The sequence below is a fragment of the Photobacterium sp. TLY01 genome (genome assembly GCF_021432065.1).
GTDB classification, from domain to species: Bacteria; Pseudomonadota; Gammaproteobacteria; order Enterobacterales; family Vibrionaceae; genus Photobacterium; species Photobacterium halotolerans_A.
The window spans coordinates 709,971-735,689 of sequence record NZ_CP090364.1 but is presented as its reverse complement, the minus strand read 5'-3'; the positions used below and the strand labels follow the sequence as shown (position 1 = coordinate 735,689).

The following is a 25,719-nucleotide window of genomic DNA, read 5'->3' as shown; positions in this document are numbered from 1 at the left end:
CGGATGCTATATTCAACTATAACAATAGTCAACAAGGTGCATTACTGATAATTATGAAGTTAATGCCTGAGTTAAAAACACTTTAGACATTAACAATAGGTATGAGTATAGAAATCAATCATTTAAAGACTGATGAAATTAATATTATTTCTATCACTATAAAACAGATAATAATATATTGTTTTATTTTTACGTTTTCTCTCTGGCACATTGGCTGTTACTACTGTGAGACCCAACCGAACAAGATATTGTCCTTTTTCTTGCTTTTTATGTCCTGGTACTCACTACAAGTGATCTTAAGTGACAAATTTTTAACCAAAAAACCGTCAATAATCAGTCACCTTAAAAAGTTAAATTTCCATATACAACCGTCGTATAGCTATATAGAATTCTCCGTATTGTTTTTCTTCATTTGTCACAATTTTTGTGCAATGAAAAGTAAATAATATTGATATCAGCTTCTGTTCCATCCATTGAGACTCATCATGAAACTGACCCTAAAGCAAAAACTCATAGGAGCCAGCTTATCTGCCGTCGTGGTTATGGCAACCGCGCTGACATGGCTGGCCGCAAACCAACTTTATCAACAAACGCAAAACAGCATTTTTAGCCGTGCCGACAGCTTAAGCAAAACCGCGACCAAAGGGATCAGTGACTGGATTGAGATCCGCCGCAGTATCACCAGTGCGATTAAACCTTACCTGGAAACCTCAGACCCTGTGCCATACCTGCAGCAGGCGCGCATCGCCGGTGGTTTTGATGAAATGTATTTTGGCACTGCTGCCGGTGAAATGTTCCGCTCCTACCCTGAGCGAAACCGTGCAGGTTACGATCCCCGTCAACGCCCCTGGTATATTGATGCCAAATCGGCGAACAAGCCTATCATTACCACCGCCTATCAGGACGCCATTACCAACGCGTTGCTGGTCACTCTGGCTGAACCGGTCAAAAAGAATGGCCAGTTGGAGGCCGTTATTGGTTCTGATGTACTGATTGATCAGCTGATTTCCGATGTGATCAGCCTGGATGCCGGTAAGAATGCTTACGCCATGCTCATCAACTCGCAGGATAATACTTTCCTGGCGCACCCTAATCAGTCTTTGCTGCTCAAACCCATTAATGGTTACAGTGAAGCGTTAAGCATCAGCCAGATTCAGCGTTCGGTCAGTAACAGAACCGTGTTGAACCAGACGATTCAGGGTGTGGATAAACTACTGTACTTTGCACAAGTGCCAGGCACGCCGTGGATTCTAGGCCTGGAAATGGACAAGGCCACCGAAGAAGCCAGCCAGAGCCAGTTGCTGAGCCGCCTGATTATCACTTCCGTCATTATTACGCTGATTGTGCTGGCCGCTGTCGCATGGCTGGTTGGATTCCTGTTCCGTGACCTCAGCCGTGTCTCTGACGCACTGGCCGAGATTGCCACAGGTGAAGGCGATCTGACTCAGCGCCTTGAGCCACGCAGCGACGACGAAGTTGGCCAGCTGGCGCATAACTTCAACCGTTTTGTCGGGAACATGCATGGCATGGTCACGCGTCTGCGTGATGTCTCTCACTCGCTGACCTTGCAGGCGCATCAGACAGCCTCCCAAGCAGAAGAGCGCAGCACACGCATACGCCACCAGCAGGATGAAATCAACATGGTGGCCACCGCCATCAACGAAATGGCAGCTGCCACGCAGGAAATTGCCGGGAATGCTGATAACACGGCCCGCACCTCAACCGAAACGGTTCAGGCGGCAGAACACGGTGCCGAGCAGGTTGATCAGAGCCAGCATTCGATTACCAATCTGGCTGGTGAAGTAGAAACCGCGACAGACGTCATTGGTGAGCTCAACACCCACGCGCAGAGCATTACCACCATTCTGTCGACCATTCAGAATATTGCTGAACAAACCAACCTGCTGGCGCTCAATGCTGCCATTGAAGCTGCCCGTGCGGGTGAGCAAGGCCGTGGCTTTGCGGTCGTGGCTGATGAAGTGCGGGTCTTGAGCCAACGCACCCATGCTTCGACGCAGGAAATTCAGCAGATGATTGAAACGCTGCAGCAGACCACAGGTCGTGCGGTCGGCATTATGGGCGACAGTCGCCGTCTGGCTGAAACCAGTGTCGATGATGCCAATGCCGCCTCTGCCAGCCTGGCGCAAATCATCTCGGCCATTACCAATATCAGCGATATGGCCACTCAGATTGCGTCCGCCGCTGAAGAGCAGTCATCTGTAACCTCTGAGATCACCCGTAACACCGAAGGGATCAGAGATGTGTCGAACGAGCTGGCTCAGGAAGCAAGCGAAGCGGCGCAGCAGGCATCGCAGCTGTCAGAGCTGTCTCACGAACTGCAACAGGAAATCAGCCGCTTTAAGCTGTAATCAGCATTCAGCGGATAGAAAAAGGGGGGTGTCAGTCATGACACCCCCCTTTTGTTTGTCTCAGAGATTCTCCGGCCATCCCCGTATCAGGTTCAGCCCAGATTCACCTTATGCAATGTCGATCGTTTCGAAGCTTTTCACCAGATCATCAAGCTGCTTGATCTGAGCAAGGAAGGGTTCCAGTTTATCCAATGGGAATGCGGAAGGGCCATCACAGCGCGCAGCATCCGGATTCGGATGCGCTTCCATAAACAGTCCGGCGATTCCTGCCGCCATACCTGCGCGCGCCAGCGTCACCGTTTGCTCACGACGACCACCGGAGGCAGCGCCCAGCGGATCACGGCACTGCAGGGCATGGGTGACGTCAAAAATGATCGGGCTGCCTTTGGAAGCTTTCTTCATAACATCAAAACCCAGCATGTCCACGACCAGGTTATCGTAACCGTGCAGCGCGCCACGCTCGCAGAGAATGATTTGATCGTTGTGACATTCAGCAAATTTCTCAACGATATTACCCACCTGACCCGGGCTCATGAACTGCGGTTTCTTCACGTTGATGACGGCACCGGTTTTGGCCATCGCTTCAACCAGATCGGTCTGGCGTGCGAGGAAAGCCGGCAGCTGAATCACATCCACCACGTCGGCAACAGGCTGGCACTGATACTGTTCATGAATATCAGTAATAATTTTCACACCGAAGGTATCTTTCAGTTCCTGAAAGATTTTCAGGCCTTCTTCCATGCCGGGACCACGATAAGAATGGACCGAAGAACGGTTCGCCTTATCAAAGGAAGCCTTAAACACATAAGGAATGCCCAGCTTTTCAGTCACTTTGACATAGTGCTCACAGATCTGCATCGCAAGATCACGCGACTCCAGCACGTTCATGCCACCAAACAGCACAAAGGCTTTGTCGTTAGCGACATCAATATCGCCAATACGAACCACTTTCTGTTCCATGATGCTACTCTTCTTCTCTGTCATTTGGTCTGTTCCGCAGGCGATCAGTGAAGCACCTGCGGGTTTGCATTCAAGACTTTCACTTGCAGTTTCAGCAATTCTGCAGCCGGATCCTCCGGGCACTGCTCAATAAAATAGGCATAGTCCATCGCGGCGGCATGGCTGCACTCTAATTGCTGATAAATATAGCCGCGGTCGCGAATTTCATGGGGATCGCCCGGACGCAGCGACAAGGCCAGATCGCTGCAGCGTAAAGCATCGGCATACTGTTCTTCCCGCAGCAAAGCACTTTTTAATACCGTCAGCCATCGCGCCAGGACATCTGTATGGCTGGTGGTGGTGAGATAACTTTCGCGCCAGGGTGCCAGCGGACCTTTGTGTCCTCGCAGCCAGGCACTGAGTGTCTGACGGCTGACAAATTCACCGTCAAACGGATTAATAAACTGAGGCTCACTGTTGGGCCAGTCGACACGCAAAATATACTGGGTCGGGAAAGCCACACCTGTGACCGGTAATTCCAGATGCTGCGCCAGATAAATCATAATGGCCCCCAGACTGACCGGAATGCCTTTACGACGTTCAATCACCTTGTCCAGATAGGCATTTTCAGCCGCATAGTACTGATGGCGATCACCACAGAACCCCCACTCACGATAAAACAGGCGCAGCAGCCCCTCTAGTCTCAGCTGTGGATTGGTTTCTGACATCAATGCCGCTTCGACATCTTTGGCCATTTTTTGTAACTGATGGCGTACCCAGGCCACCGGAAAATCCGGCTCCAGATCCACCATGATCTCAATGGCACCTTCGACCAGCGCAGATGCCTCGAAATCTCTGTCTTCATCTGAGAAATACATGGCTTTACCCCAGCAACGGCATTTTCGTGACCGCCAGCTTGCCGGCCATTGCCAGCCAGCCTAACGCGCCGAGAAAAGCAAAGGTTTTAAAGACTTTGTTCTTGCCGTATTTCAACGCGAAAAAACCCAGTGCGATATAAGCCAGCACACAGGTCAGTTTCTCATTCAGCCAGCCAGCGCCTGCTGTGAAAGGCGTAAAGCCAGTGTACACCACTAGGGCGACGCCGCTCAGCAGCAAGAAGGTATCAACCACATGGGGCGTTATTTTCAGGGCTTTTTTCTGCATCAGCGCTGAATCGGCCATCATCAGGCCAAAACGCACCACAAATAACAGCACGCTCATGGCAATAATGGTCAGGTGAAAATGTTTTAATGCTATGTACATCTGGTTTTTCTCTTTATCGTTTCCTTCGAATCATGACTGGCCAGACGGCCTCAGACAGACCAGCAGCCTAAGCTTACCCTGTCTTGTCCGGCATAATCCTGAACCGTTATCACTTGTTGATAACCTAGATTGTAAAAAATGCCCCGGACGGCTTCGCCCTGCTGATAGCCATGCTCCAGCAGTAACCAGCCACCTGGCGATAAAAATGTCCGGCTTTGTACACAAATACGGCGAATGTCCGCCAGACCCGCGTCCTCTGCAACCAATGCCGTTCGGGGTTCAAATCGCACATCACCTCTGACGAGGTGTGGATCGTTGGCATCAATATAAGGCGGATTGCTGACAATCACATCAAACCGTTCAGTTTCGGACAGTGGCGAGAACCAGCTACCGCATAAGATACGCACATTCTGTAATTGCAGCGCGCGACGATTTTCTTCAGCCAGTGCCGCCGCTTCCGGGCGCAAGTCGATACCAGTGAACTGACAATCCGGACGCTCAGAAGCCAGAGAAAGCGCAATCGCCCCGGTTCCGGTACCTAAATCGAGTACCGACGCTGCTGCAGGAATTTTCTCCAGCGCCGCTTCCACCAGCCGTTCCGTGTCCGGACGCGGGATCAAGGTATGCGGTGCTACTTTTAGCGGCAGTGACCAGAACTCACGCTCACCTGTAATATAGGCGACCGGTTCACCCGATTCACGACGCGCCAGCAGCGCTGAAAACGCGGCAGACTGCTCGTCGGTCAGCACTTTTTCAGGCCAGGTCAGCAGGTAACTGCGGGGCTTCTCCAGCACATGACACAACAAGACCGCAGCATCAAGCTGCGGACTGTCAGAACCGGCATTAATCAGTTGCGTGACCGCTTGCTTAAGCGCAACTTCGATGGCGGGATTCATCAGTGCTGATCAGCCATGGCTGCAAGCAAATCCGCCTGGTGTTCCTGCACAACAGGATCAATCAGACTTTCCAGCTCACCTTCCATCACTTCATTTAAGCGATAGAGGGTCAGGTTGATCCTGTGATCAGAGACCCGGCCTTGCGGGTAGTTATAGGTTCGAATGCGATCCGAGCGATCACCAGAGCCCAGCAGGTTACGCCTTGTGCTGGCTTCCTCCGCATGGCGCTTCTCTTCTTCGGCCTTGATAATACGGGCTGCCAGCACAGACATGGCTTTCGCTTTGTTTTTGTGCTGCGAACGCTCATCCTGACACTCAACCACAATGCCGGTTGGCAGGTGCGTAATGCGAATAGCGGAATCTGTGGTGTTCACGTGCTGACCACCGGCACCAGAGGCACGGAAGGTATCAATTTTCAAATCACCGGCATTGATTTCCGGGATTTCCGCTTCCGGGATTTCCGGCAGAATGGCCACAGTACAGGCAGAAGTATGAACACGGCCCTGAGATTCCGTCGCTGGCACACGCTGCACCCGGTGTCCGCCTGACTCGAATTTCAGAATACCGTAGGCCCCTTCCCCACTGATCTTGGCGATCATTTCTTTATAGCCACCGTGTTCCGCCTGATTCGAGCTCATCACTTCCACCCGCCAGCGGCGGCTTTCAGCAAATTTGCTGTACATGCGGAACAAGTCGCCGGCAAAAATACCGGCTTCATCGCCACCGGCGCCGGCTCGGATTTCGATGAAACAGTTGCGTTCATCATTGGGATCTTTAGGCAGCAGCAAGACTTGTAACTCGTCTTCCAGCCGTTCAATCTCTTCTTTTGCCTGTTTGATTTCTTCCTGCGCCATTTCGCGCAATTCCGGATCCTCTTCCCCGGCCATTTCTTCCGCGGTTTCCAGATCGGCCAGCACCTGCTGGTAAGCCCGGAAACACTGACTCACTTCCTCTAGCTGCGAATATTCACGAGATAAAGCCCGGAATTTATCCTGATTGGCAATGATCGTGGCATCGCCCAGCAAATGCTGCACTTCCTCGTGGCGTTCAACCAGAGATTCTAATTTCGCTAAAATAGACGGTTTCATCATGTGTACTACGTCAGATCCGAACAAGGATCCGCCTTCAACCGGTTCGGCAAGGCGCGATCAAAAAAATTAATGCATACGAAAACGCTGAGTCAGTCCGCCGACTGATCTTTCAATGTACCTAAACCAAGCGTTTCACGAATAAGGGCCAGTTTCTCAGGTTCGCCGTCATGCGCGGCCTGCTGCATAGCCTTGGTTGGCGCATGAATGAGCTTATTCGTCAAACGGTTGCTGAGCTCTGCCAGCACTTTTTCCGGTGCACTGCCATTGGCCAATGCCTGCAGACTGCGGCTGAGTAAGTCATTTTTAATATCATCAGCGTAGCAACGGTACTGGCGAATACTGTCGACCGCTTCCAGCGAGCGTAGCCAGCGCATAAATGCCGCACTTTCTTCACTGACAATGGCTTCGGCCTGGATCGCCGCCACTTTGCGCTGCTCGCGGTTTCGTTCAACAATGCTTTCCAAATCGTCCACTGAATATAAATAGGCGTCATCCAGCTCGCCGACCTCAGCTTCGATATCCCTGGGTACGGCGATATCGACCAGCAGCATCGGTTGATGGCGACGCTTTTTCAGCGCTTTCTCAACCATGCCTTTGCCGACAATCGGCAATGGACTTGCTGTGGCACTGATAATGATATCCGCATTGTGTATATGGTCCGGAATCTCAGGCAAACTAATGACTTGAGCACCAAATTCATCTGCCAGCGCCTGAGCGCGCTCCCGGGTGCGATTGGCAATCATCAGGCTGCGGCAACCGTGCTCAACCATGTGCCGGGCCACCAGCTCTGTGGTTTCACCGGCACCGATCAGCAACACTCTGGCTTCACTCATTGATTCAAAAATCTGCTTGGCCAGCGTACAAGCTGCAAAAGCAACCGACACTGCATTGCCACCAATATCCGTTTCCGTTCTGACGCGCTTTGCCACTGAAAAGGCTTTCTGAAACAGTTTTTCCAGCATGCCATGCATATTGTCATGGTCGCGGGAATCGGAATACGACTGCTTGACCTGTCCCAGAATCTGCGGCTCACCCAACACCAGTGAATCCAGTCCACATGCCACCCGCATCAGGTGACGCACCGCGGCCTGCTCTTCGTGAAAATAGAGACTGGACATCAGCTCTTCCGCTGACAAATTATGAAAGCGGCTGAACCAGTCAATCATCACTCCGGGCCCAGTGTGATTGACATCACAATAGATCTCCGTGCGATTGCAGGTAGAAACGATCACGCCACTGTTAACTTCCGGATGCTGAGCCAGAGTCTGCAAGGCTTCGGTCAGTTTTTCCGGCGAAAAGGCAACACGCTCGCGCAGGTCTACAGACGCTGTTTTGTGATTGATTCCTAAAGCAAGCAAGGTCATGGAGATGGTGTTACCTACTACCCGATGATAAAGATCCAGCAGGTCATTTTACTTGATGACCCTGCGTAATAAAAGGATATGACTCGAATCTGTCTGCCAGCGCATCATTTTATCGCTCAGACGTCAGCACAAATCCTGACTTTACAGACAAATACCGGAAATGTCATGGCACAGTTTACAGTCCTTTTCTGATTGAGCCGATGGGCCATGAAAGAGATTTCATCAGACAAGTCATGCTATGATTCTTTTACTTCCACATGATTCAGTTACCTGCCGTATAAGGGACATGTTATGCGAATGGCGTTTGCGCCTCTCTTTGGGTTCTCATTTTCGTTGCCGTCGGTTTTGCCGCGAAAAAAGCAACATCAAGCCCCCACTCTGGCCTTTCTGGCTTTGTTGCTGGCAGGCTGTACCACGACACCGCCCACCGGAAAAATCACCGACTGGAACAGCCACAAACAGGCATTGTCGGCAGTCACCACCTATCAGGCAACAGGCAAATTGGGCTACATCAGCCCGGCGCAACGTTTCAGTGCGAATCTAAACTGGAAAACCAATCCGGGTGCCGATCATCTGCTGCTGACTAACTTTCTGGGTACAACGCTGCTGAAACTGGACACCCAGCCCGGCCGTGCCGTGCTGATTGATAATGAAGGCCAGCGCCATCAGGGCAGCGACGCTGCTCAGCTCGTCTTATCACTGACCAATATTGCCTTGCCCGTAAATCAGATGCGGGACTGGCTGCTCGGCCTGCCGACTGGCGCGGATACCTATCAGCTCAATGCACAAAACCGCGTTGCTTACTTAACCAAACAAGTGGGTGATCAGCGATGGCAACTGGACTATAACGACTATGATGAAACAACGTCGCCCGCTCTGCCTGCCAGATTAGTCCTTTCACAAGGCAAACAGCGAGTAACCCTGATAATCAACCGTTGGCAAACCCAAAAGAATTGACGCGCATTCAAAAAATGATCACACAAACGACAAGCTGGCCAGCACCCGCTAAACTTAATCTGTTTCTCTACATCACAGGGCAACGTCCGGATGGTTACCATGAACTGCAAACGCTGTTTCAGTTTTTAGATTACGGCGATACCTTGTCGATCACGGCACGAGCTGACGAGCAGATAACCCTGACCCCGGCGATTCAGGGTGTGCCACTCGAGCAAAATCTGATTTACCGCGCCGCGGATGCCCTGCGCAAAAAAGCAGGCCTTCAGGCTGGCGCTGCGATTCAGATTGACAAGGTTTTACCGATGGGTGGCGGTCTGGGTGGCGGCTCATCGAATGCCGCGACAACCTTGGTCGCCTTAAACTATTTATGGCAAACCGGACTCAGTACAGACGAACTGGCCGAGATTGGTTTAACACTGGGGGCAGATGTGCCCGTGTTTGTCCGGGGTTTCAGTGCCTTTGCCGAAGGGATCGGAGAAAAACTCCAACCCGCGCAACCGGAAGAGAAATGGTATCTGGTTGCTAAGCCAGAGGTCGCCATTGCAACCGCAGATATATTCACAGCGCCCGATCTAACCCGAAACACGCCAATACGGCCTTTATCTGTGTTATTAGCCGGCAATTACGAAAACGATTGCGAAAAAATCGTCAGAAGAATTTACCCTGAGGTTGATAAGGCGCTTTCGTGGCTGTTAGAATACGCGCCGTCGAGATTGACCGGCACTGGCGCTTGTGTTTTTGCTGAATTTAGCTCTCAGCAAGCGGCTACTGCAACCCTGAAAAAATTACCCGACTGGCTCCATGGTTTTGTCGCCAAAGGGGTGAATCATTCACCTTTGATGACCGCCCTGAGCGGACATACTGCGGAAAGTCAGTAAATACAACTTGGACGCAATTGAGGTTTACCCCGTGCCTGATATGAAGCTGTTTGCTGGTAACGCTACACCAGAGCTAGCCCAACGCATCGCTGACCGTCTTTACATTTCACTTGGAGACGCGACAGTGAACCGTTTCTCCGATGGTGAAGTCTGTGTTCAGATTAATGAAAACGTCCGCGGCAGCGACGTCTTTATCATCCAATCGACTTGCGCCCCAACCAACGATAACCTGATTGAACTGGTCGTAATGATCGACGCCCTGCGCCGTGCCTCTGCTGGTCGTATCACCGCGGTTATCCCTTACTTTGGCTATGCCCGCCAAGACCGTCGCGTCCGTTCTGCTCGTGTTCCTATTACAGCGAAAGTTGTTGCTGATTTTCTGTCCAACGTGGGTGTTGACCGCGTGCTGACTGTTGATCTGCATGCCGAGCAAATTCAGGGCTTCTTTGATGTGCCGGTAGACAACATCTTCGGTTCGCCCGTTCTGCTGGAAGACATGCTGGCCAAAGACCTGCAAGATCCAGTGGTGGTTTCTCCAGACATTGGTGGTGTTGTCCGTGCCCGTGCAACCGCCAAACTGATGGATGATACTGACATTGCGATCATCGACAAGCGTCGCCCACGCGCCAACGTGTCACAGGTCATGCACCTGATTGGTGATGTTGAAGGCCGTGACTGCATCATTGTTGATGACATGATCGACACCGGCGGTACCTTGTGTAAAGCTGCTGAAGCGCTGAAAGAGCGTGGTGCAAAGCGTGTGTTCGCTTACGCGACTCACCCGGTTTTCTCAGGCAACGCCCCAGAGAACATCAAAAACTCTGTGATTGATGAAGTGATCGTCACTGACTCTATCCCACTGTCTCAGGCCATGCTGGATACAGGCAAAGTCTCTGTACTGACTCTGTCAGGCATGTTGGCTGAAGCGATTCGCCGCATCAGCAACGAAGAGTCTATCTCTGCGATGTTTGAGCACTAATCGCTCAGCAAACAGAATGACAGTCAACACGCCCCGCCCTGTGCGGGGCGTGTTTGTTTTTATTTATCTCTGCAGCAGTGTTAACATAGCGCGCGATTTGATCCCGATGACATAGAGAGACCAGCGTGAGTCAAAAAATCCGTTTACTGGTTGGCCTGGCAAACCCAGGTCCGGAATATGCCAAAACCCGCCACAATGCGGGTGCCTGGGTCGTGGAAGAGTTGGCACGGATCCACAATATCAGCCTGAAAAACGATCCAAAGTATTTTGGCTTAACTGGCCGGATCCAGCTGAATGGTGACGATCTTCGCTTGCTGATCCCCACCACCTTTATGAATCTGTCTGGTAAATCCGTTTCCGCACTGGCGAATTTTTATCAGATATCGCCGGAAGAAATTCTGGTTGCCCATGACGAGCTGGATCTGCCCCCCGGAGTCGCCAAATTCAAACAAGGCGGCGGCCACGGTGGCCATAATGGGTTAAGGGATATCATCAGCAAGCTGAGCAACAACAAAAACTTTTACCGTCTTCGGGTAGGCATTGGTCATCCCGGCGACAAAAATAAAGTGACCGGCTTCGTATTGGGTAAAGCCCCTTCCGGCGAACAATCTCAGATTGACGCCGCGGTAGACGAATCCGTTCGCTGCCTTGATATCTGGCTGAAAGACGGCCTGACCAAGGCGCAAAACCGGCTACATTCATTCAAAGCCGACTAAGTTCATACAGACTTTTTCATCATCCCGCACTGTGCCGGATGCCGGAAACATCACTAAAGGGTTTCAAGCCATGGGTTTTAAATGTGGTATCGTGGGCCTGCCAAACGTAGGTAAATCCACACTTTTCAATGCGTTGACAAAAGCGGGTATCGAAGCCGCTAACTTCCCGTTCTGTACGATTGAACCAAACACAGGTGTGGTTCCGGTACCGGATCTGCGTCTGGATAAGCTGGCTGCGATCGTCAACCCGGAGCGTATCCTGCCGACCACAATGGAATTTGTGGACATCGCCGGTCTGGTTGCCGGTGCGTCCAAAGGTGAAGGTCTGGGTAACAAATTCCTGGCCAACATCCGTGAAACCGATGCGATTGGCCACGTTGTTCGCTGCTTCGAAAACGACAACATCGTGCACGTTGCTGGCAAGATCAACCCATTAGCAGACATCGAAATCATCAATCTGGAACTGGCTCTGGCGGATCTGGATACCTGTGAGCGAGCTATTCAGCGTCAGGCCAAACGTGCCAAAGGTGGTGATAAAGACGCGAAATTCGAAATCACAGTGCTGGAAAAAATGCTGCCAACACTCACAGAAGGTGGCATGGCGCGTGCAGTTGAGCTGACTAAAGAAGAAAAAGCAGCGATTGATTACCTGAACTTCCTGACTCTGAAACCGACCATGTATATCGCCAATGTCAGCGAAGACGGCTTCGAAGATAATCCGTTCCTGGATATGGTGATTGAACACGCCAGCAAAGAAAATGCTGTCGTTGTCCCTGTCTGTGCGGCTATCGAGTCTGAAATTGCTGAACTGGATGACGCGGATCGTGAAGAGTTTCTGTCAGATCTGGGCATTGAAGAGCCGGGCCTGAACCGTGTGATCCGCTCAGGCTATGAACTGCTGAATCTGCAGACTTACTTCACTGCAGGTGTCAAAGAAGTTCGCGCCTGGACTATCCCAATTGGCGCAACCGCACCTCAAGCTGCCGGTAAAATCCATACCGACTTTGAAAAAGGCTTTATCCGTGCCGAAGTGGTCGGTTATGAGCACTTCATCGAGTTTAACGGTGAAAACGGCGCGAAAGAAGCCGGTAAGTGGCGTCTGGAAGGGAAAGATTACATCGTGAAAGATGGCGACGTCGTCCACTTCCGCTTTAACGTGTAACTTATCGTCAAGACAGACGAACAAAGCCGGCTTCTGCCGGCTTTTTTATTTTCATTGTCCCACTTGCTTCTTTTTTACCCTTGAAATCACACATCTAGCATGGCATTCGGCCATTTCGTCCAAATAACCATCGAACAGTCAGATTTTACGGGGATAATTAAAAAAACTATTGACGCTCAAAGCTGGTATACGCATAATGCGCCCCGTTCCCGAGACAGCGACCCTGTATAGGACAGCGCCTGCGCTGACTGTTTCGGACACGTTGGCTACGTAGCTCAGTTGGTTAGAGCACATCACTCATAATGATGGGGTCACAGGTTCAAATCCCGTCGTAGCCACCATATCACCACTTGAAATGGTGATTAAAATCAGTAAGATGCGGAAGTGGCGAAATTGGTAGACGCACCAGATTTAGGTTCTGGCGCCGCAAGGTGTGAGAGTTCAAGTCTCTCCTTCCGCACCATTTAGGGCTATCGCCAAGCGGTAAGGCAGCGGCTTTTGATGCCGCCATTCCCTGGTTCGAATCCAGGTAGCCCTGCCATCTTACTCAGCGTGGACATATTTGTCGGCGTGATAAAAATTGTATGGCTACGTAGCTCAGTTGGTTAGAGCACATCACTCATAATGATGGGGTCACAGGTTCAAATCCCGTCGTAGCCACCATAAATTCATCATTCGAAGATGAATCGTTCACCCAGCGTATTGCGGTGGTGGCGGAATTGGTAGACGCGCTAGCTTCAGGTGCTAGTGCCCGCAAGGGCGTGAGAGTTCAAGTCTCTCCCTCCGCACCAATCTCTGAGGTGAACACTTAAGAAGTGGACAAGTAACCATTTCTTGCTTGAATTGCACAATTCTTTGTGACATTCTGCAGGGCTATCGCCAAGCGGTAAGGCAGCGGCTTTTGATGCCGCCATTCCCTGGTTCGAATCCAGGTAGCCCTGCCACATTACTTGACGTAGGCAACGCCGGCGTTTAACACAAAGTGGCTACGTAGCTCAGTTGGTTAGAGCACATCACTCATAATGATGGGGTCACAGGTTCAAATCCCGTCGTAGCCACCATCTCACAACATGTGAGAAAAAAGATGTCATTCCACGCGGTGGTGGCGGAATTGGTAGACGCGCTAGCTTCAGGTGCTAGTGTCCGCAAGGACGTGAGAGTTCAAGTCTCTCCCTCCGCACCAATGACATCCTTGCCTTGACAGGCAGACAATTTGCGGAAGTGGCGAAATTGGTAGACGCACCAGATTTAGGTTCTGGCGCCGCAAGGTGTGAGAGTTCAAGTCTCTCCTTCCGCACCATTTAGGGCTATCGCCAAGCGGTAAGGCAGCGGCTTTTGATGCCGCCATTCCCTGGTTCGAATCCAGGTAGCCCTGCCATGTTTCAGGTTTCGATAATATTATCGGGATCATCCCTGGAAAGGGAACCGGGTGAGTTTCACCCAGCACGAAAAGTCACACATGCGGTGGTGGCGGAATTGGTAGACGCGCTAGCTTCAGGTGCTAGTGTCCGCAAGGACGTGAGAGTTCAAGTCTCTCCCTCCGCACCAGTGACTTTTCAGATGCATATGCATCATACAATTTGCGGAAGTGGCGAAATTGGTAGACGCACCAGATTTAGGTTCTGGCGCCGCAAGGTGTGAGAGTTCAAGTCTCTCCTTCCGCACCATTTAGGGCTATCGCCAAGCGGTAAGGCAGCGGCTTTTGATGCCGCCATTCCCTGGTTCGAATCCAGGTAGCCCTGCCATATTTTACAGTGTGGGTTTCGGCCGGTACTGTGATACAGAGTTACATTGCAAACTGAATACCACGTGCGGTGGTGGCGGAATTGGTAGACGCGCTAGCTTCAGGTGCTAGTGTCCGCAAGGACGTGAGAGTTCAAGTCTCTCCCTCCGCACCAAATTTTTAGTTGTGAGTGAAAGTTAACACGACTTAGATCTGAAAAGATCACCAGCAGGGCTATCGCCAAGCGGTAAGGCAGCGGCTTTTGATGCCGCCATTCCCTGGTTCGAATCCAGGTAGCCCTGCCATTAACAACACGCTGTTAAATTAGCGTTTTGAAAATGGCTACGTAGCTCAGTTGGTTAGAGCACATCACTCATAATGATGGGGTCACAGGTTCGAATCCCGTCGTAGCCACCATTTTCATCCCCTACCAAGGTTGAAAATGGAAAAGAGTCAATACACGCGGTGGTGGCGGAATTGGTAGACGCGCTAGCTTCAGGTGCTAGTGCCCGCAAGGGCGTGAGAGTTCAAGTCTCTCCCTCCGCACCAATTGACTTTTACATTGTTCTGAGACTTTAGGGCTATCGCCAAGCGGTAAGGCAGCGGCTTTTGATGCCGCCATTCCCTGGTTCGAATCCAGGTAGCCCTGCCATATTGATACTGACCTAAGGTGTCAAAAAAAGTGAGAGACTCAGTCTCTTTCACCATGTTGCGGTGGTGGCGGAATTGGTAGACGCGCTAGCTTCAGGTGCTAGTGTCCGCAAGGACGTGAGAGTTCAAGTCTCTCCCTCCGCACCAACTCTCTGTTCAGACAGGGGTTGTAAAACATTGAGATATCTTCAGTGGATCATATCTCTTAAGAAACCAGCACTTTGGCTGGTTTTTTTATTTCTAAAAAACACAGCCGCCCCAACACCTCTTTTTTGCTCACATCTCTTTTCACACGCAGATAAAAAAGCCACACAGAGGTGGCTTAGAAGTCAGTTACCATGTCGCTTATAAACCAAGCGCATACTTCAGCACTTGATGTTTCAGCGGTCCCGTATGCTCGGCCAGTTTCAGGCCAAGATTTCGCAGCAAGGCAACGGGTTTCAGATCATTGCTGAAGGCACAGTAAAACACATCCATCCCAGTCTGCATCATCAGGTTATCGGGCCGTCGGCGCCTCTCATAGCGCTGAAGCACCTGCTCTGCGAACCAGTGCTCGCCGCCATGCGCCATTTCATCGAGCAGTACATCAACGTCTTTAAAACCGAGGTTCACGCCCTGCCCCGCCAGCGGATTAATGGTATGGGCGGCATCACCCAGCAAGACTATCCCGTCTTGATAGTAAGACTGGGCGTGGCGGCGTGTCAGCGGAAAACTGCCTTTATTCAACACACGAACGTCGCCGAGTTCTGGCGGAAACTCATGCCGCACAGCCTGTTCGAGCTGCTCCGCCGACATGGCTGTAAGCTGTTTAATCCGCTGAGGACTGTCATACCAGACGAGTGAACCACTGTGACCCGGCATCGGCAGAAAAGAGCGAGGGCCGTGCGGTGTAAACTGCTGCCAGGTAATATCTTGCTGGGCCAGCGCGGTTTCAACACTGATCAGCATGCAATGGTGACGATAATCCCAGGCCGTCACCCCGATATTAGCCTGCTGACGAACACGGGAATTGGCCCCGTCAGCGCCCACCAACCAGCGGGTTTGCAGCACCTGACCGCTATCTAATGTGATCTCGTAGCCATCACCAGCACGCTGAAAATGCGCTAAACGGGCAGGACAGATCAGTGACAAATTGGAATGGCTTTCAAACGCCTGCCACAGACCCAGCTGAATCAATCGGTTCTCCACCATAAAGCCCAGCTCAGCTAACCCAAGATCACTGGCATGAAACCGGGTACGGCATTCCGGATGCTCCCAGGTTTCCAGACGCCGGAATGGGCACATTCTCATGGCCTGGATATGTGACCATGCCCCCAGGCGAGTCAGCAGAGTGACCGACTGGGCAGAAATCGCAGACACACGCAGATCCATCTCCTGCCCGGCATCGAATGGCACCGGCGGCTGACCTTCAATCACTGCCACTCTGCGTCCCTGCCGGGCCATTCCCAATGCTGCCGCAGCACCCACCATGCCGCCGCCAGCAATCACAATATCAAACTGTTCCATGCAGGTATCTCATTTCATAACTTAGCCGACATTCTAACGGCTTTACGCGGGTTTACTACACTCAACATTTTCTGCGGCCTCTTTTCTGTCATCTTTGGTACTGAAGCTTGATCTGTGCCAATTGCCGCAGAGCAGAGACACGCCTGCTGCTGATTTTATAATCAGCATGGATGATCTGGTCACGCCGTGTCGAAAGCAGTACAATACGCGGCTTGCAATTTAAGGCGGCCCCAGAGGCGACCTCTGACGCTGCGAACGCAACGTAAATGCACTGAATTAACACGACGAGTGAAGAGTTAGACATGGCGAAGAAACTGCTTATCAAAACCTGGGGTTGTCAGATGAATGAATACGATTCATCCAAGATGGCCGATCTTCTCAACGCCAATGGCGGTTATGAATTAACAGAAGAACCAGCAGAAGCCGATGTACTGCTACTGAACACCTGCTCTATTCGCGAAAAGGCACAAGAAAAAGTCTTCCACCAGCTGGGCCGCTGGAAAACACTGAAAGACAAAAAACCCGGCCTGGTGATTGGCGTGGGTGGATGTGTCGCCACTCAGGAAGGAGATTCCATCCGGCAACGCGCACCCTATGTCGATGTGATCTTTGGCCCGCAAACACTGCACCGTTTGCCTGAAATGATCAGCAAGTCGCAGTCTTCCGACGCACCGGTCATGGACATCTCTTTCCCGGAGATTGAGAAATTCGACCGCTTGCCAGAGCCGCGGGCCGAAGGCCCGACCGCGTTCGTGTCTATCATGGAAGGTTGTTCTAAATACTGTACTTTCTGCGTGGTGCCATACACCCGCGGGGAAGAAGTCAGCCGTCCACTCGATGACGTGCTGTTTGAAATCGCGCAATTGGCCGAGCAAGGTGTCCGTGAAGTGAACCTGCTGGGCCAGAATGTGAACGCATTCCGTGGCGAAACCCATGACGGCGAGATTGCAACATTCGCTGAATTACTGCGTCTGGTGGCCGCGATTGACGGTATCGATCGCATTCGCTACACCACCAGCCACCCGATTGAGTTCACCGACGACATCATTGCCGTTTATGAAGACACGCCGGAAGTGGTGAGCTTCCTGCACCTGCCGGTACAGAGCGGTTCAGACCGTATTCTGGCGATGATGAAACGTCCGCACACCGCCATCGAATACAAGTCCAAGATCCGCAAGCTGCGTAAGGCGCGCCCGGACATTACCATCAGCTCCGACTTTATCGTGGCTTTTCCGGGCGAATCCGATCAGGACTTTCAGGACACCATGAAACTGATCCGCGATGTCGACTTTGACATGAGCTTCAGCTTCATCTATTCGCCACGCCCGGGTACGCCGGCGGCCGATTACCCTTGTGACCTGTCTGAAGACGTGAAGAAAGCGCGTTTGTATGAACTGCAACAGCAGATCAATGCGCAGGCGATGCGTTACTCCCGTCAGATGCTGGATACTGAACAGCGTATCCTGGTTGAAGGTCCGTCGAAAAAGAACATCATGGAGCTGCGCGGCCGGACGGAAAACAACCGTGTGGTGAACTTTGAAGGTTCGGTGGATTTGATCGGCCAATTTGTTGATGTCAAAATCACGGATGTTTTCAACAATTCCCTGCGTGGTGAGCTTGTCCGCACTGAAGCCGACATGAACCTGCGGATTGCCATGTCTCCCAGCGAGGTCATGGAAAAAACCCGTAAAGAAGATGAAATAGGTGTAGGCGTTTATACTCCTTAATAAGAGGACAGAAATTTCTGCCTGTGCCCAACTATTCCGGCCACCCGTCACAGTGGGTGGCCCACTGAGAGGCAAATCTTGAGCAAAATTATTACTGTTGAACTGAATCTCGAACCCGCCGATAACCACCGCCTGGCCAGCCTTTGCGGTCCTTTCGACGACAACATCAAGCAGCTGGAACGCCGTCTGGGCGTTGAAATTAACCACCGCAGCCACAATTTCAGCATCGTGGGTCAGCCACACACTGCCGAAGCCACCGCCAATATCCTGAAGAATCTGTATGTTGACACCGCTCCGGTGCGCAACGTGATCCCGGATATTGAGCCTGAGCAGATTCATCTGGCGATTAAAGAATCGGGCGTGCTGGAGCAGGATGTGAGTTCCAGCATCCCTTACGGCAAAGAAATTCACATCAAGACCAAAAAAGGCGTCATCAAGCCGCGCACACCGAACCAGGCACAGTACATTGCCAATATGGTCGGTCACGACATCACTTTTGGGATTGGTCCTGCCGGTACGGGGAAAACCTACCTGGCCGTTGCCGCTGCGGTTGATGCGCTGGAGCGTCAGGAAATCCGCCGTATTCTGCTGACCCGCCCTGCCGTGGAAGCCGGTGAAAAACTGGGCTTCCTGCCGGGGGATCTGAGCCAGAAGGTCGATCCATATCTGCGCCCGCTCTATGACGCCCTGTTTGAAATGCTGGGTTTTGAGCGCGTAGAAAAACTGATTGAGCGTAATGTCATTGAAGTGGCACCGTTGGCTTATATGCGCGGCCGGACACTGAACGATGCCTTCATTATTCTCGATGAAAGCCAGAATACGACCGTAGAACAGATGAAAATGTTCCTGACCCGGATCGGCTTTAACTCACGGGCCGTAATCACAGGTGACGTCACCCAGATCGACTTACCCCGCGGTGCGCGTTCCGGTCTGCGCCACGCCATTGAAGTGCTGGCCGATGTGGATGAGATCAGCTTTAACTTCTTCCAGGCCTCGGACGTGGTTCGTCACCCGGTTGTGGCACGTATCGTTCAGGCATATGAAGCCTGGGAAACAGAAGATCAGAAACAGAAAAAACTGGCTGAACAACGTCGCCGCGAACAGCAGGAAGCACGCCAGGCCAGCCCAGAAACGGAATAATCATACAGATGTCTATTTATCTGGATTTACAGCTAGCCACCGCTGATGAGAGTGGCATGCCAACTGAGGCTGACTTTCAGCGCTGGCTGGACGCAGCGGTGACCCCGTTTCAAACCGAAGCGGAAGTCACGGTGCGATTGGTAGATGAAGCCGAAAGCCAGGCGCTGAACCGTGAATACAGAGGAAAAGACAAACCAACCAATGTGTTGTCTTTCCCGTTTGAGGCACCGCCTGGAGTGGAACTGGAACTGCTGGGCGATCTGATTATCTGTCGTCAGGTCGTTGAAAAGGAAGCTCAGGAGCAGAGTAAACCCCTGTTTGCCCACTGGGCACATATGGTTGTACACGGCTCACTTCATCTGCTAGGTTATGACCATATTGATGACGAAGAAGCCGAAGAAATGGAAGCCCTGGAAACCGAGATAATGCAAGGTTTAGGGTTTGCCAATCCTTACGAAGCTGACCAATACTAACATCAGCTTTTGGCTGTCTTTGGCTAAGATACTGTCGGCTGCGCCTGTGGCGACGCCGGCCTTCCGTGGCGCTGTCCACATATTTGAATAGAAAGCAATGAACGACGATAACCCCCAAAATTCTGACGGTCCGAGTCGAAAGACCTTCTTTGAACGTATTGGCCAGCTCTTTCAGGGCGAGCCTCAGAATAAGGAAGAACTGGTCGATGTGATCCGTGATTCCGAAGAAAATGATCTGATCGATCACCACACCCGTGACATGCTCGAAGGTGTGATCCAGATTTCTGAGATGCGGGTTCGGGATATCATGATTCCCCGCTCCCAAATGACCACCATAGAACGTTCACAGAAGGTTGAAGACCTCATTGATATCATTGTTGATGCCCAGCACTCGCGCTATCCGGTCATCAGTGATGATAAAGATCACGTTGAAGGTATTCTGCTGGCCAAAGATCTGCTGCGCTACCTGCGCCCGGACAGCGAGCCATTTGACCTCAGCGCGATTCTGCGCCCGGCGGTTGTTGTGCCGGAGAGCAAGCGGGTGGATCGCCTGCTGAAAGAATTTCGGGAAGAACGCTACCATATGGCTATCGTAGTCGATGAGTTTGGTGGCGTATCCGGCTTAATCACCATTGAGGATATTCTGGAGCAAATCGTTGGAGAAATCGAAGATGAATTTGACGACGAGGAAGAGCAGGAAATCCGTCAGCTCAGTAAGCACACCTGGAATGTGAAGGCATTGACCACAATCGATGACTTCAACAAGCTGTTCCAGACCAACTTCAGTGCGAATGATATCGACACCATAGGCGGACTGGTCATGACCAGCTTTGGTCACCTGCCTACCCGCGGTGAAGTGGTCGAGCTGGAAGGCTATGCGTTCAAAGTCACCGCTGCAGACAGCCGCCGGGTCATTCAGTTACAAGTGACCGTGCCGCAGGAGGCACACCAACCAACGATGACGCCCTGATGAGACGAATCGACAATCTAAACCTGATGGGGCGGCTGCTGCTGGCCGCCCCTGCCGGCGCACTGGCAACCCTGTCTTTCGCCCCTTATAAACTCTGGTACCTTGCCCCGCTCTCCCTGATTATTTTCTTGACCCTGCTGCAGAACCAGCGCCCTAAAACCGCTTTCTGGACAGGTTTAGCATGGGGGTTAGGATTATTTGGCAGTGGTGTCTGGTGGGTCCATGTCAGCATTGCTGACTTTGGTGGCATGCCCGTCATTGCCGGTCTGTTCCTGATGGTGCTACTGGTCGGTTATCTGGCGCTCTACCCAGCCTTGTTTGGTGCCTTGTTTGCCCGCTTCGGTCAGGGCAAACCCTTCCATCAGCTGATGTTGCTGGGCCCGGTTTTCTGGCTGCTGCTGGATTGGGTCAGAGGCTGGTTGTTTACCGGTTTTCCCTGGCTGTGGATGGGCTATGGGCAAATTCACGGCCCGCTGGCCAGTTTCGCACCGATACTTGGCGTTGAAGGCCTGACCCTCGCACTGGTGCTGAGCTGTGGCGCGCTGGTGGCCGCCGGTTATTACCGTAACTGGCGACCGCTGACCGTACCTGTGCTGGTCTTGCTGCTGGCGTACCAGGTAAAGGGCATTGAATGGGTGCAACCTGAACCGTACAAGCCGGTCAAAGTTGCCCTGGTGCAAGGCAATGTCCCACAGGCATTAAAGTGGCAGCCTGAACAGCGCTGGCCAACTCTGATGAAATACCTGGATCTCACCCGCGAAAACTGGGATGCCGATATCATCATCTGGCCGGAAGCGGCGATCCCTGCCCTGGAAAAACAGGTGGAAACCTTCCTCAGTCATCTCGATGAAGCCGCCCGCATCAATCAAAGTGCGGTGATTACAGGCGTGCTTGATAAAACCGAACAGGGGGAGTTTTTCAACAATATACTGACACTGGGTATCAATCGTGACGGTGAGTATCATTACGATAGCGCCAGCCGGTACAGTAAGCATCATCTGCTGCCGTTTGGTGAGTTTGTCCCTTTCGGTGATTTACTGCGCCCGATTGCGCCGTTTTTCAATCTGCCGATGTCATCATTCAGCCGTGGCAATTTTATCCAGTCCAATCTGGACGCCAACGGCTATGCGCTGGCTCCGGCCTTGTGCTATGAAATCGCGTTCAGCGAGCAGGTACGCCAGAATGTGGGCATAGACACCGACATGCTGCTGACCTTATCCAATGATGCCTGGTTCGGCCGCTCCATTGGTCCGCATCAGCACATGGAAATCGCTCAGATGCGGGCTCTTGAGACGGGTAAGCCCTTACTGCGTGCCACCAACACAGGCGTGACAGCCGTTGTTGATCACCAGGGCCAAATCATTGCAGAGCTGCCGCAGTTCGAAACCGGTGTCCTGCGTGCCACGGTGACCCCGACCAAGGGTCTGACACCCTACACCACGCTGGGCAGCTGGCCGCTTTATCTGTACCTGCTCTGGTCCGTTGCCGTTTCCTGGCTGCTGATCAAGCGCCGCCGGGGCGATTTCAGGGACACCACCCCACAAGAAGGTGTCCACTAAAGCCAGCACCAAATACGCCAGACAGGGAGCCACAGCTCCCTGTTTTTTTAGCCGGGGATTTACGGGGCTAAAGGCTGTCGGGTGAACTGGGTGTGCCCACACTTAGTGCAGGGTTCAATGGTGCGGACATGCGTGTACTGCTGATGGTGTCCGCACTGCTCGCAGACCAGATTCCCCAGGCCGACCACCTCACCGGCTTTATAGATGCCCTGATGCTTGATGTCATCCATCACCTCCAGCCATTCCAGCTGCGTTTTATCCGTCACCTCTGCCAGTCCCTCCCAAATCGTCTCAGCCACCAGCTTGTAAAACGGACTTTCAGAGAAAGGGGCCGGGCTTTCCTGTACGTTTTGCCCGAATTCTTTCAGATCCCGTTTGAAATACGCACGGATCAGTGCCAGTTCATCTTTGGTCATGTCACTGGCCGCAGTGCGATACTTTTCACTGGTCTCAATCCAGTGTCTGAGCTCATCAGGGCTATGCTTGAGGGCTTCCGTGATCTCTTCCAACATGGATTCATACGCGTCTTTTTCTTTCGCCATGTGAGTTTCTCCTAGGCATAATCCGCCAGAAATAAGCACTCTGACACATAACTCTGGGTCAGTAACCAGTCCGCGACGGGCAATCCGTGGCTGAATGATGAGAATAACCGGCCGATTCGGCCTCAGCTATTGTTGCTCCCTTTACCTTTAGTTATTCTATGTCGATTATTTTGACTGTGTTTGTATTAACTCACAACGATTCCGGAAGTCATCGATGCAAGAACAATACCGTCCACAGGACATTGAACCTAAGGTTCAAGAACATTGGGACAACAACCAAACCTTTGTTGTAAGTGAAGACCCTAATAAAGAAAAATTCTACTGTCTCTCCATGTTCCCGTACCCGAGTGGACGCCTGCACATGGGCCACGTGCGTAACTACACCATCGGTGATGTGATTTCCCGCTATCAGCGCCTGCAGGGCAAGAATGTGATGCAGCCAATCGGCTGGGACGCCTTTGGTCTGCCGGCAGAAAACGCCGCGGTAAAGAACAACACCGCGCCAGCGCCGTGGACTTACGAAAACATCGACTACATGAAGAACCAGCTGAAACTGCTGGGCTTTGGTTACGACTGGAACCGTGAGTTTGCGACCTGTACCCCGGAATACTACCGCTGGGAGCAGGAGTTCTTTACCAAGCTGTATAACAAAGGCCTGGTCTATAAGAAAACCTCATCCGTCAACTGGTGCCCGAATGACCAGACCGTACTGGCCAACGAGCAGGTTGAAGACGGCTGCTGCTGGCGTTGTGATACGCCGGTAGAGCAAAAGGAAATTCCGCAGTGGTTCATTAAGATCACAGCCTACGCCCAGGAGCTGCTGGACGACCTGGACAACCTGGAAGGCTGGCCTGAGATGGTCAAAACCATGCAGCGCAACTGGATTGGCCGCTCAGAAGGTGTTGAACTGTCTTTCGCCGTTGAAGGCCAGAACACCCCACTGGAAGTCTATACCACACGCCCGGACACCCTGATGGGGGTGACTTATGTCGGCATCGCCGCGGGTCATCCTCTGGCTGATCACGCCGCTCAGAACAATCCCGCGCTGGCTGCCTTCATCGAAGAATGCAAGAACACCAAAGTCGCTGAAGCCGAACTGGCGACTATGGAGAAGAAAGGCATGGCCACCGGCCTGTATGCCATCCATCCGCTGAACGGCCGCCGCGTACCGGTTTACGTCGCGAACTTTGTCCTGATGGACTACGGCACAGGTGCCGTGATGGCGGTACCTGCCCACGATCAGCGCGACTTTGAATTCGCCACCAAGTACGGGCTGGACATCGTCCCGGTTATCAAGCCGGCCGACGGCAGCGAACTGGATATCAGCGAAGCAGCTTACACCGAAAAAGGCGTGCTGTTCGACTCTGGCGAGTTCGACGGTCTGGATTTCCAGGCGGCTTTTGATGCAATCGCCGCCAAGCTGGAAGCCGAAGGGAAAGGTAAGAAAACCGTCAACTTCCGTCTGCGTGACTGGGGGGTTTCCCGCCAGCGTTACTGGGGTGCACCGATTCCTATGGTCACCACAGAAGACGGCGAAGTCCATCCGGTGCCGGCCGATCAACTGCCGGTGATCCTGCCGGAAGATGTCGTGATGGACGGTGTGACCAGCCCGATCAAAGCAGACAAAAGCTGGGCCGAAACCACCTTTAACGGTGAACCGGCGCTGCGCGAAACTGATACCTTCGATACCTTTATGGAATCGTCCTGGTATTACGCGCGTTACTGCTCACCGCAAGCTGACGAAATGCTGGACTCTGATGCCGCCAACTACTGGCTACCGGTTGACCAGTACATCGGCGGGATTGAACACGCCTGTATGCACCTGCTCTACTCTCGCTTCTTCCACAAACTGCTGCGCGACAGCGGCATGGTCACCAGCGACGAGCCGTTCAAACAGCTATTGTGTCAGGGGATGGTGCTGGCAGATGCCTTCTACTACACCAGTGACAAAGGCGCCAAAGTCTGGGTTTCGCCAACAGAAGTGACGCTGGAGCGTGACGAGAAAGGCCGCATTACCAAAGCCACTGACGAGCAAGGTCACGAGCTGGTGCACTCCGGCATGACCAAGATGTCGAAGTCGAAGAACAACGGCATCGATCCGCAGGAAATGGTTGATAAGTACGGTGCGGATACCGTGCGTCTGTTCATGATGTTTGCCTCGCCGGCCGACATGACGCTGGAATGGCAGGAGTCTGGCGTGGAAGGCGCCAACCGCTTCCTGAAACGTGTCTGGAAACTGGTTTTTGAACATACAGCCAAAGGTGCGGTCGAAGCTCTGGATGCTTCAGCACTGAGCGCCGATCAGAAAGCGCTGCGCCGTGATGTGCACAAAACCATCGCCAAAGTCAGCGATGATATTGGCCGTCGTCAGACGTTCAACACGGCAATCGCAGCGATTATGGAGCTGATGAACAAACTGGGTAAAGCGCCGCAAGACAGCGCTCAGGATCGCGCCCTGCTGGACGAAGCCCTGAAAGCTGTGGTTCGCATGCTGTACCCAATCACCCCGCATATCTGCTTTGAGCTGTGGCATGCGCTGGGTGAGTCTCAGGTTGACCATGCTGACTGGCCGGTTGCCGATGACAGCGCGATGGTAGAAGATGAGAAACTCATCATCGTTCAGGTGAATGGCAAGCTACGCGCTAAACTGACTGTCGCGGCAGATGCCGAAAAAGATCAGGTCGAAGCGCTGGCACTGTCAGACGAGAACGTCACCAAATTCACCGACGATAAAACCATTCGTAAGGTCATTTACGTGCCGGGCAAGCTGCTGAACATCGTTGCAAACTAAACAGGCATGCCAACAACGCCTTC

20 protein-coding genes and 19 tRNA genes are annotated in these 25,719 nt (G+C 52.3%); 31 read left to right on the top strand and 8 right to left on the bottom strand.

Annotation, left to right across the window (positions count from 1 at the left end; translation table 11 throughout):
* The first annotated feature begins 485 nt into the window (after window positions 1-485).
* Window positions 486-2,369, top strand: a complete 1,884-nt coding sequence (locus LN341_RS03695) for a methyl-accepting chemotaxis protein (protein ID WP_234204051.1) — start codon at window positions 486-488, stop codon at window positions 2,367-2,369.
* Window positions 2,370-2,477: 108 nt separating this feature from the next.
* Here the strand turns inward: LN341_RS03695 and kdsA are convergent, their stop codons facing one another.
* From kdsA to hemA, 6 genes are all read right to left on the bottom strand, one after another.
* The gene (gene kdsA / locus LN341_RS03690; protein ID WP_046221535.1) at window positions 2,478-3,329 is read right to left on the bottom strand and encodes a 3-deoxy-8-phosphooctulonate synthase; all 852 of its coding nucleotides are present in this window, start codon (window positions 3,327-3,329) and stop codon (window positions 2,478-2,480) included.
* Between the two features lie 44 nt (window positions 3,330-3,373).
* Window positions 3,374-4,186, bottom strand: coding sequence for a SirB1 family protein (locus LN341_RS03685; protein ID WP_120510171.1), 813 nt, complete (start codon window positions 4,184-4,186; stop codon window positions 3,374-3,376).
* A gap of 4 nt (window positions 4,187-4,190) precedes the next feature.
* A complete protein-coding gene (locus LN341_RS03680; RefSeq protein ID WP_046221537.1) occupies window positions 4,191-4,571 on the bottom strand; it encodes a SirB2 family protein in 381 nt (126 codons plus the stop codon).
* Window positions 4,572-4,621: 50 nt separating this feature from the next.
* Window positions 4,622-5,467, bottom strand: a complete 846-nt coding sequence (gene prmC, locus LN341_RS03675) for a peptide chain release factor N(5)-glutamine methyltransferase (protein ID WP_234204050.1) — start codon at window positions 5,465-5,467, stop codon at window positions 4,622-4,624.
* Window positions 5,467-6,555, bottom strand: a complete 1,089-nt coding sequence (gene prfA / locus LN341_RS03670) for a peptide chain release factor 1 (RefSeq protein WP_234204902.1) — start codon at window positions 6,553-6,555, stop codon at window positions 5,467-5,469. Before prfA ends, prmC begins: the two co-directional genes overlap by 1 nt.
* A 92-nt stretch (window positions 6,556-6,647) precedes the next feature.
* Window positions 6,648-7,922, bottom strand: coding sequence for a glutamyl-tRNA reductase (gene hemA, locus LN341_RS03665; protein ID WP_234204049.1), 1,275 nt, complete (start codon window positions 7,920-7,922; stop codon window positions 6,648-6,650).
* Window positions 7,923-8,213: 291 nt separating this feature from the next.
* On the opposite strand from hemA, the gene lolB reads away from it, so the two are divergent.
* From lolB to LN341_RS03545, 24 genes are all read left to right on the top strand, one after another.
* Complete coding sequence (lolB, locus tag LN341_RS03660; protein WP_234204048.1) at window positions 8,214-8,879, top strand: lipoprotein insertase outer membrane protein LolB; 666 nt, start codon at window positions 8,214-8,216, stop codon at window positions 8,877-8,879.
* Window positions 8,880-8,893: 14 nt separating this feature from the next.
* Window positions 8,894-9,757: a 4-(cytidine 5'-diphospho)-2-C-methyl-D-erythritol kinase gene (gene ispE / locus LN341_RS03655; protein WP_046221540.1), complete on the top strand. Its 864-nt coding sequence runs from the start codon at window positions 8,894-8,896 to the stop codon at window positions 9,755-9,757.
* 31 nt (window positions 9,758-9,788) lie between these two features.
* Complete coding sequence (locus LN341_RS03650) at window positions 9,789-10,736, top strand: ribose-phosphate pyrophosphokinase (protein ID WP_046221590.1); 948 nt, start codon at window positions 9,789-9,791, stop codon at window positions 10,734-10,736.
* A gap of 125 nt (window positions 10,737-10,861) precedes the next feature.
* Window positions 10,862-11,452: an aminoacyl-tRNA hydrolase gene (gene pth / locus LN341_RS03645; RefSeq protein WP_046221541.1), complete on the top strand. Its 591-nt coding sequence runs from the start codon at window positions 10,862-10,864 to the stop codon at window positions 11,450-11,452.
* Window positions 11,453-11,522: 70 nt separating this feature from the next.
* Window positions 11,523-12,614, top strand: coding sequence for a redox-regulated ATPase YchF (gene ychF / locus LN341_RS03640; protein ID WP_046221542.1), 1,092 nt, complete (start codon window positions 11,523-11,525; stop codon window positions 12,612-12,614).
* A gap of 264 nt (window positions 12,615-12,878) precedes the next feature.
* Window positions 12,879-12,955 (top strand) — tRNA-Met (locus LN341_RS03635).
* Between the two features lie 37 nt (window positions 12,956-12,992).
* Window positions 12,993-13,077: transfer RNA gene (locus tag LN341_RS03630), tRNA-Leu, on the top strand.
* A 3-nt stretch (window positions 13,078-13,080) separates the two neighbouring features.
* Window positions 13,081-13,155 (top strand) — tRNA-Gln (locus LN341_RS03625).
* Window positions 13,156-13,200: 45 nt separating this feature from the next.
* A tRNA-Met gene (locus LN341_RS03620) sits at window positions 13,201-13,277 on the top strand.
* A 41-nt stretch (window positions 13,278-13,318) separates the two neighbouring features.
* Window positions 13,319-13,405: transfer RNA gene (locus tag LN341_RS03615), tRNA-Leu, on the top strand.
* Window positions 13,406-13,483: 78 nt separating this feature from the next.
* Window positions 13,484-13,558, top strand: a tRNA-Gln gene (locus LN341_RS03610).
* A 40-nt stretch (window positions 13,559-13,598) separates the two neighbouring features.
* Window positions 13,599-13,675 (top strand) — tRNA-Met (locus tag LN341_RS03605).
* A 35-nt stretch (window positions 13,676-13,710) separates the two neighbouring features.
* A tRNA-Leu gene (locus LN341_RS03600) sits at window positions 13,711-13,797 on the top strand.
* Window positions 13,798-13,829: 32 nt separating this feature from the next.
* Window positions 13,830-13,914, top strand: a tRNA-Leu gene (locus LN341_RS03595).
* Window positions 13,915-13,917: 3 nt separating this feature from the next.
* Window positions 13,918-13,992 (top strand) — tRNA-Gln (locus LN341_RS03590).
* Between the two features lie 83 nt (window positions 13,993-14,075).
* Window positions 14,076-14,162: transfer RNA gene (locus LN341_RS03585), tRNA-Leu, on the top strand.
* A gap of 34 nt (window positions 14,163-14,196) precedes the next feature.
* Window positions 14,197-14,281 (top strand) — tRNA-Leu (locus LN341_RS03580).
* 3 nt (window positions 14,282-14,284) lie between these two features.
* Window positions 14,285-14,359, top strand: a tRNA-Gln gene (locus tag LN341_RS03575).
* 66 nt (window positions 14,360-14,425) lie between these two features.
* A tRNA-Leu gene (locus LN341_RS03570) sits at window positions 14,426-14,512 on the top strand.
* A gap of 55 nt (window positions 14,513-14,567) precedes the next feature.
* Window positions 14,568-14,642, top strand: a tRNA-Gln gene (locus tag LN341_RS03565).
* Between the two features lie 35 nt (window positions 14,643-14,677).
* Window positions 14,678-14,754: transfer RNA gene (locus LN341_RS03560), tRNA-Met, on the top strand.
* 45 nt (window positions 14,755-14,799) lie between these two features.
* Window positions 14,800-14,886: transfer RNA gene (locus tag LN341_RS03555), tRNA-Leu, on the top strand.
* 28 nt (window positions 14,887-14,914) lie between these two features.
* A tRNA-Gln gene (locus LN341_RS03550) sits at window positions 14,915-14,989 on the top strand.
* 59 nt (window positions 14,990-15,048) lie between these two features.
* A tRNA-Leu gene (locus tag LN341_RS03545) sits at window positions 15,049-15,135 on the top strand.
* A 198-nt stretch (window positions 15,136-15,333) separates the two neighbouring features.
* Here the strand turns inward: LN341_RS03545 and LN341_RS03540 are convergent.
* The gene (locus tag LN341_RS03540; protein ID WP_234204047.1) at window positions 15,334-16,494 is read right to left on the bottom strand and encodes a 2-octaprenyl-3-methyl-6-methoxy-1,4-benzoquinol hydroxylase; all 1,161 of its coding nucleotides are present in this window, start codon (window positions 16,492-16,494) and stop codon (window positions 15,334-15,336) included.
* A gap of 302 nt (window positions 16,495-16,796) precedes the next feature.
* Between LN341_RS03540 and miaB the strand changes: the two genes are divergently transcribed.
* The 5 genes from miaB (at window position 16,797) to lnt (ending at window position 22,363) form a co-directional block, all read left to right on the top strand.
* Entirely contained in the window at window positions 16,797-18,221 is a 1,425-nt protein-coding gene (miaB, locus tag LN341_RS03535; RefSeq protein WP_046221545.1) for a tRNA (N6-isopentenyl adenosine(37)-C2)-methylthiotransferase MiaB, read from the top strand.
* Between the two features lie 75 nt (window positions 18,222-18,296).
* Window positions 18,297-19,361 carry a PhoH family protein gene (locus LN341_RS03530; RefSeq protein ID WP_234204900.1) on the top strand — a complete coding sequence of 355 codons (1,065 nt, stop codon included), beginning with the start codon at window positions 18,297-18,299 and terminating at the stop codon, window positions 19,359-19,361.
* Window positions 19,362-19,369: 8 nt separating this feature from the next.
* On the top strand, window positions 19,370-19,834 hold the full coding sequence (gene ybeY, locus LN341_RS03525) for an rRNA maturation RNase YbeY (protein ID WP_046221547.1): 465 nt from the start codon (window positions 19,370-19,372) through the stop codon (window positions 19,832-19,834).
* A gap of 97 nt (window positions 19,835-19,931) precedes the next feature.
* Window positions 19,932-20,804 (top strand): CNNM family magnesium/cobalt transport protein CorC, encoded by an 873-nt coding sequence (gene corC / locus LN341_RS03520; protein WP_046221548.1) that lies wholly within the window; start codon window positions 19,932-19,934, stop codon window positions 20,802-20,804.
* A complete protein-coding gene (lnt, locus tag LN341_RS03515; RefSeq protein WP_234204046.1) occupies window positions 20,804-22,363 on the top strand; it encodes an apolipoprotein N-acyltransferase in 1,560 nt (519 codons plus the stop codon). The genes corC and lnt overlap by 1 nt, the downstream gene beginning before the upstream one ends.
* Before the next feature lie 59 nt (window positions 22,364-22,422).
* On the opposite strand, the gene LN341_RS03510 is transcribed toward lnt, so the two are convergent.
* The gene (locus LN341_RS03510) at window positions 22,423-22,905 is read right to left on the bottom strand and encodes a zinc ribbon-containing protein (protein WP_046221550.1); all 483 of its coding nucleotides are present in this window, start codon (window positions 22,903-22,905) and stop codon (window positions 22,423-22,425) included.
* A gap of 214 nt (window positions 22,906-23,119) precedes the next feature.
* On the opposite strand from LN341_RS03510, the gene leuS reads away from it, so the two are divergent.
* Window positions 23,120-25,696: a leucine--tRNA ligase gene (gene leuS / locus LN341_RS03505; protein ID WP_234204045.1), complete on the top strand. Its 2,577-nt coding sequence runs from the start codon at window positions 23,120-23,122 to the stop codon at window positions 25,694-25,696.
* Window positions 25,697-25,719 lie beyond the last annotated feature (23 nt).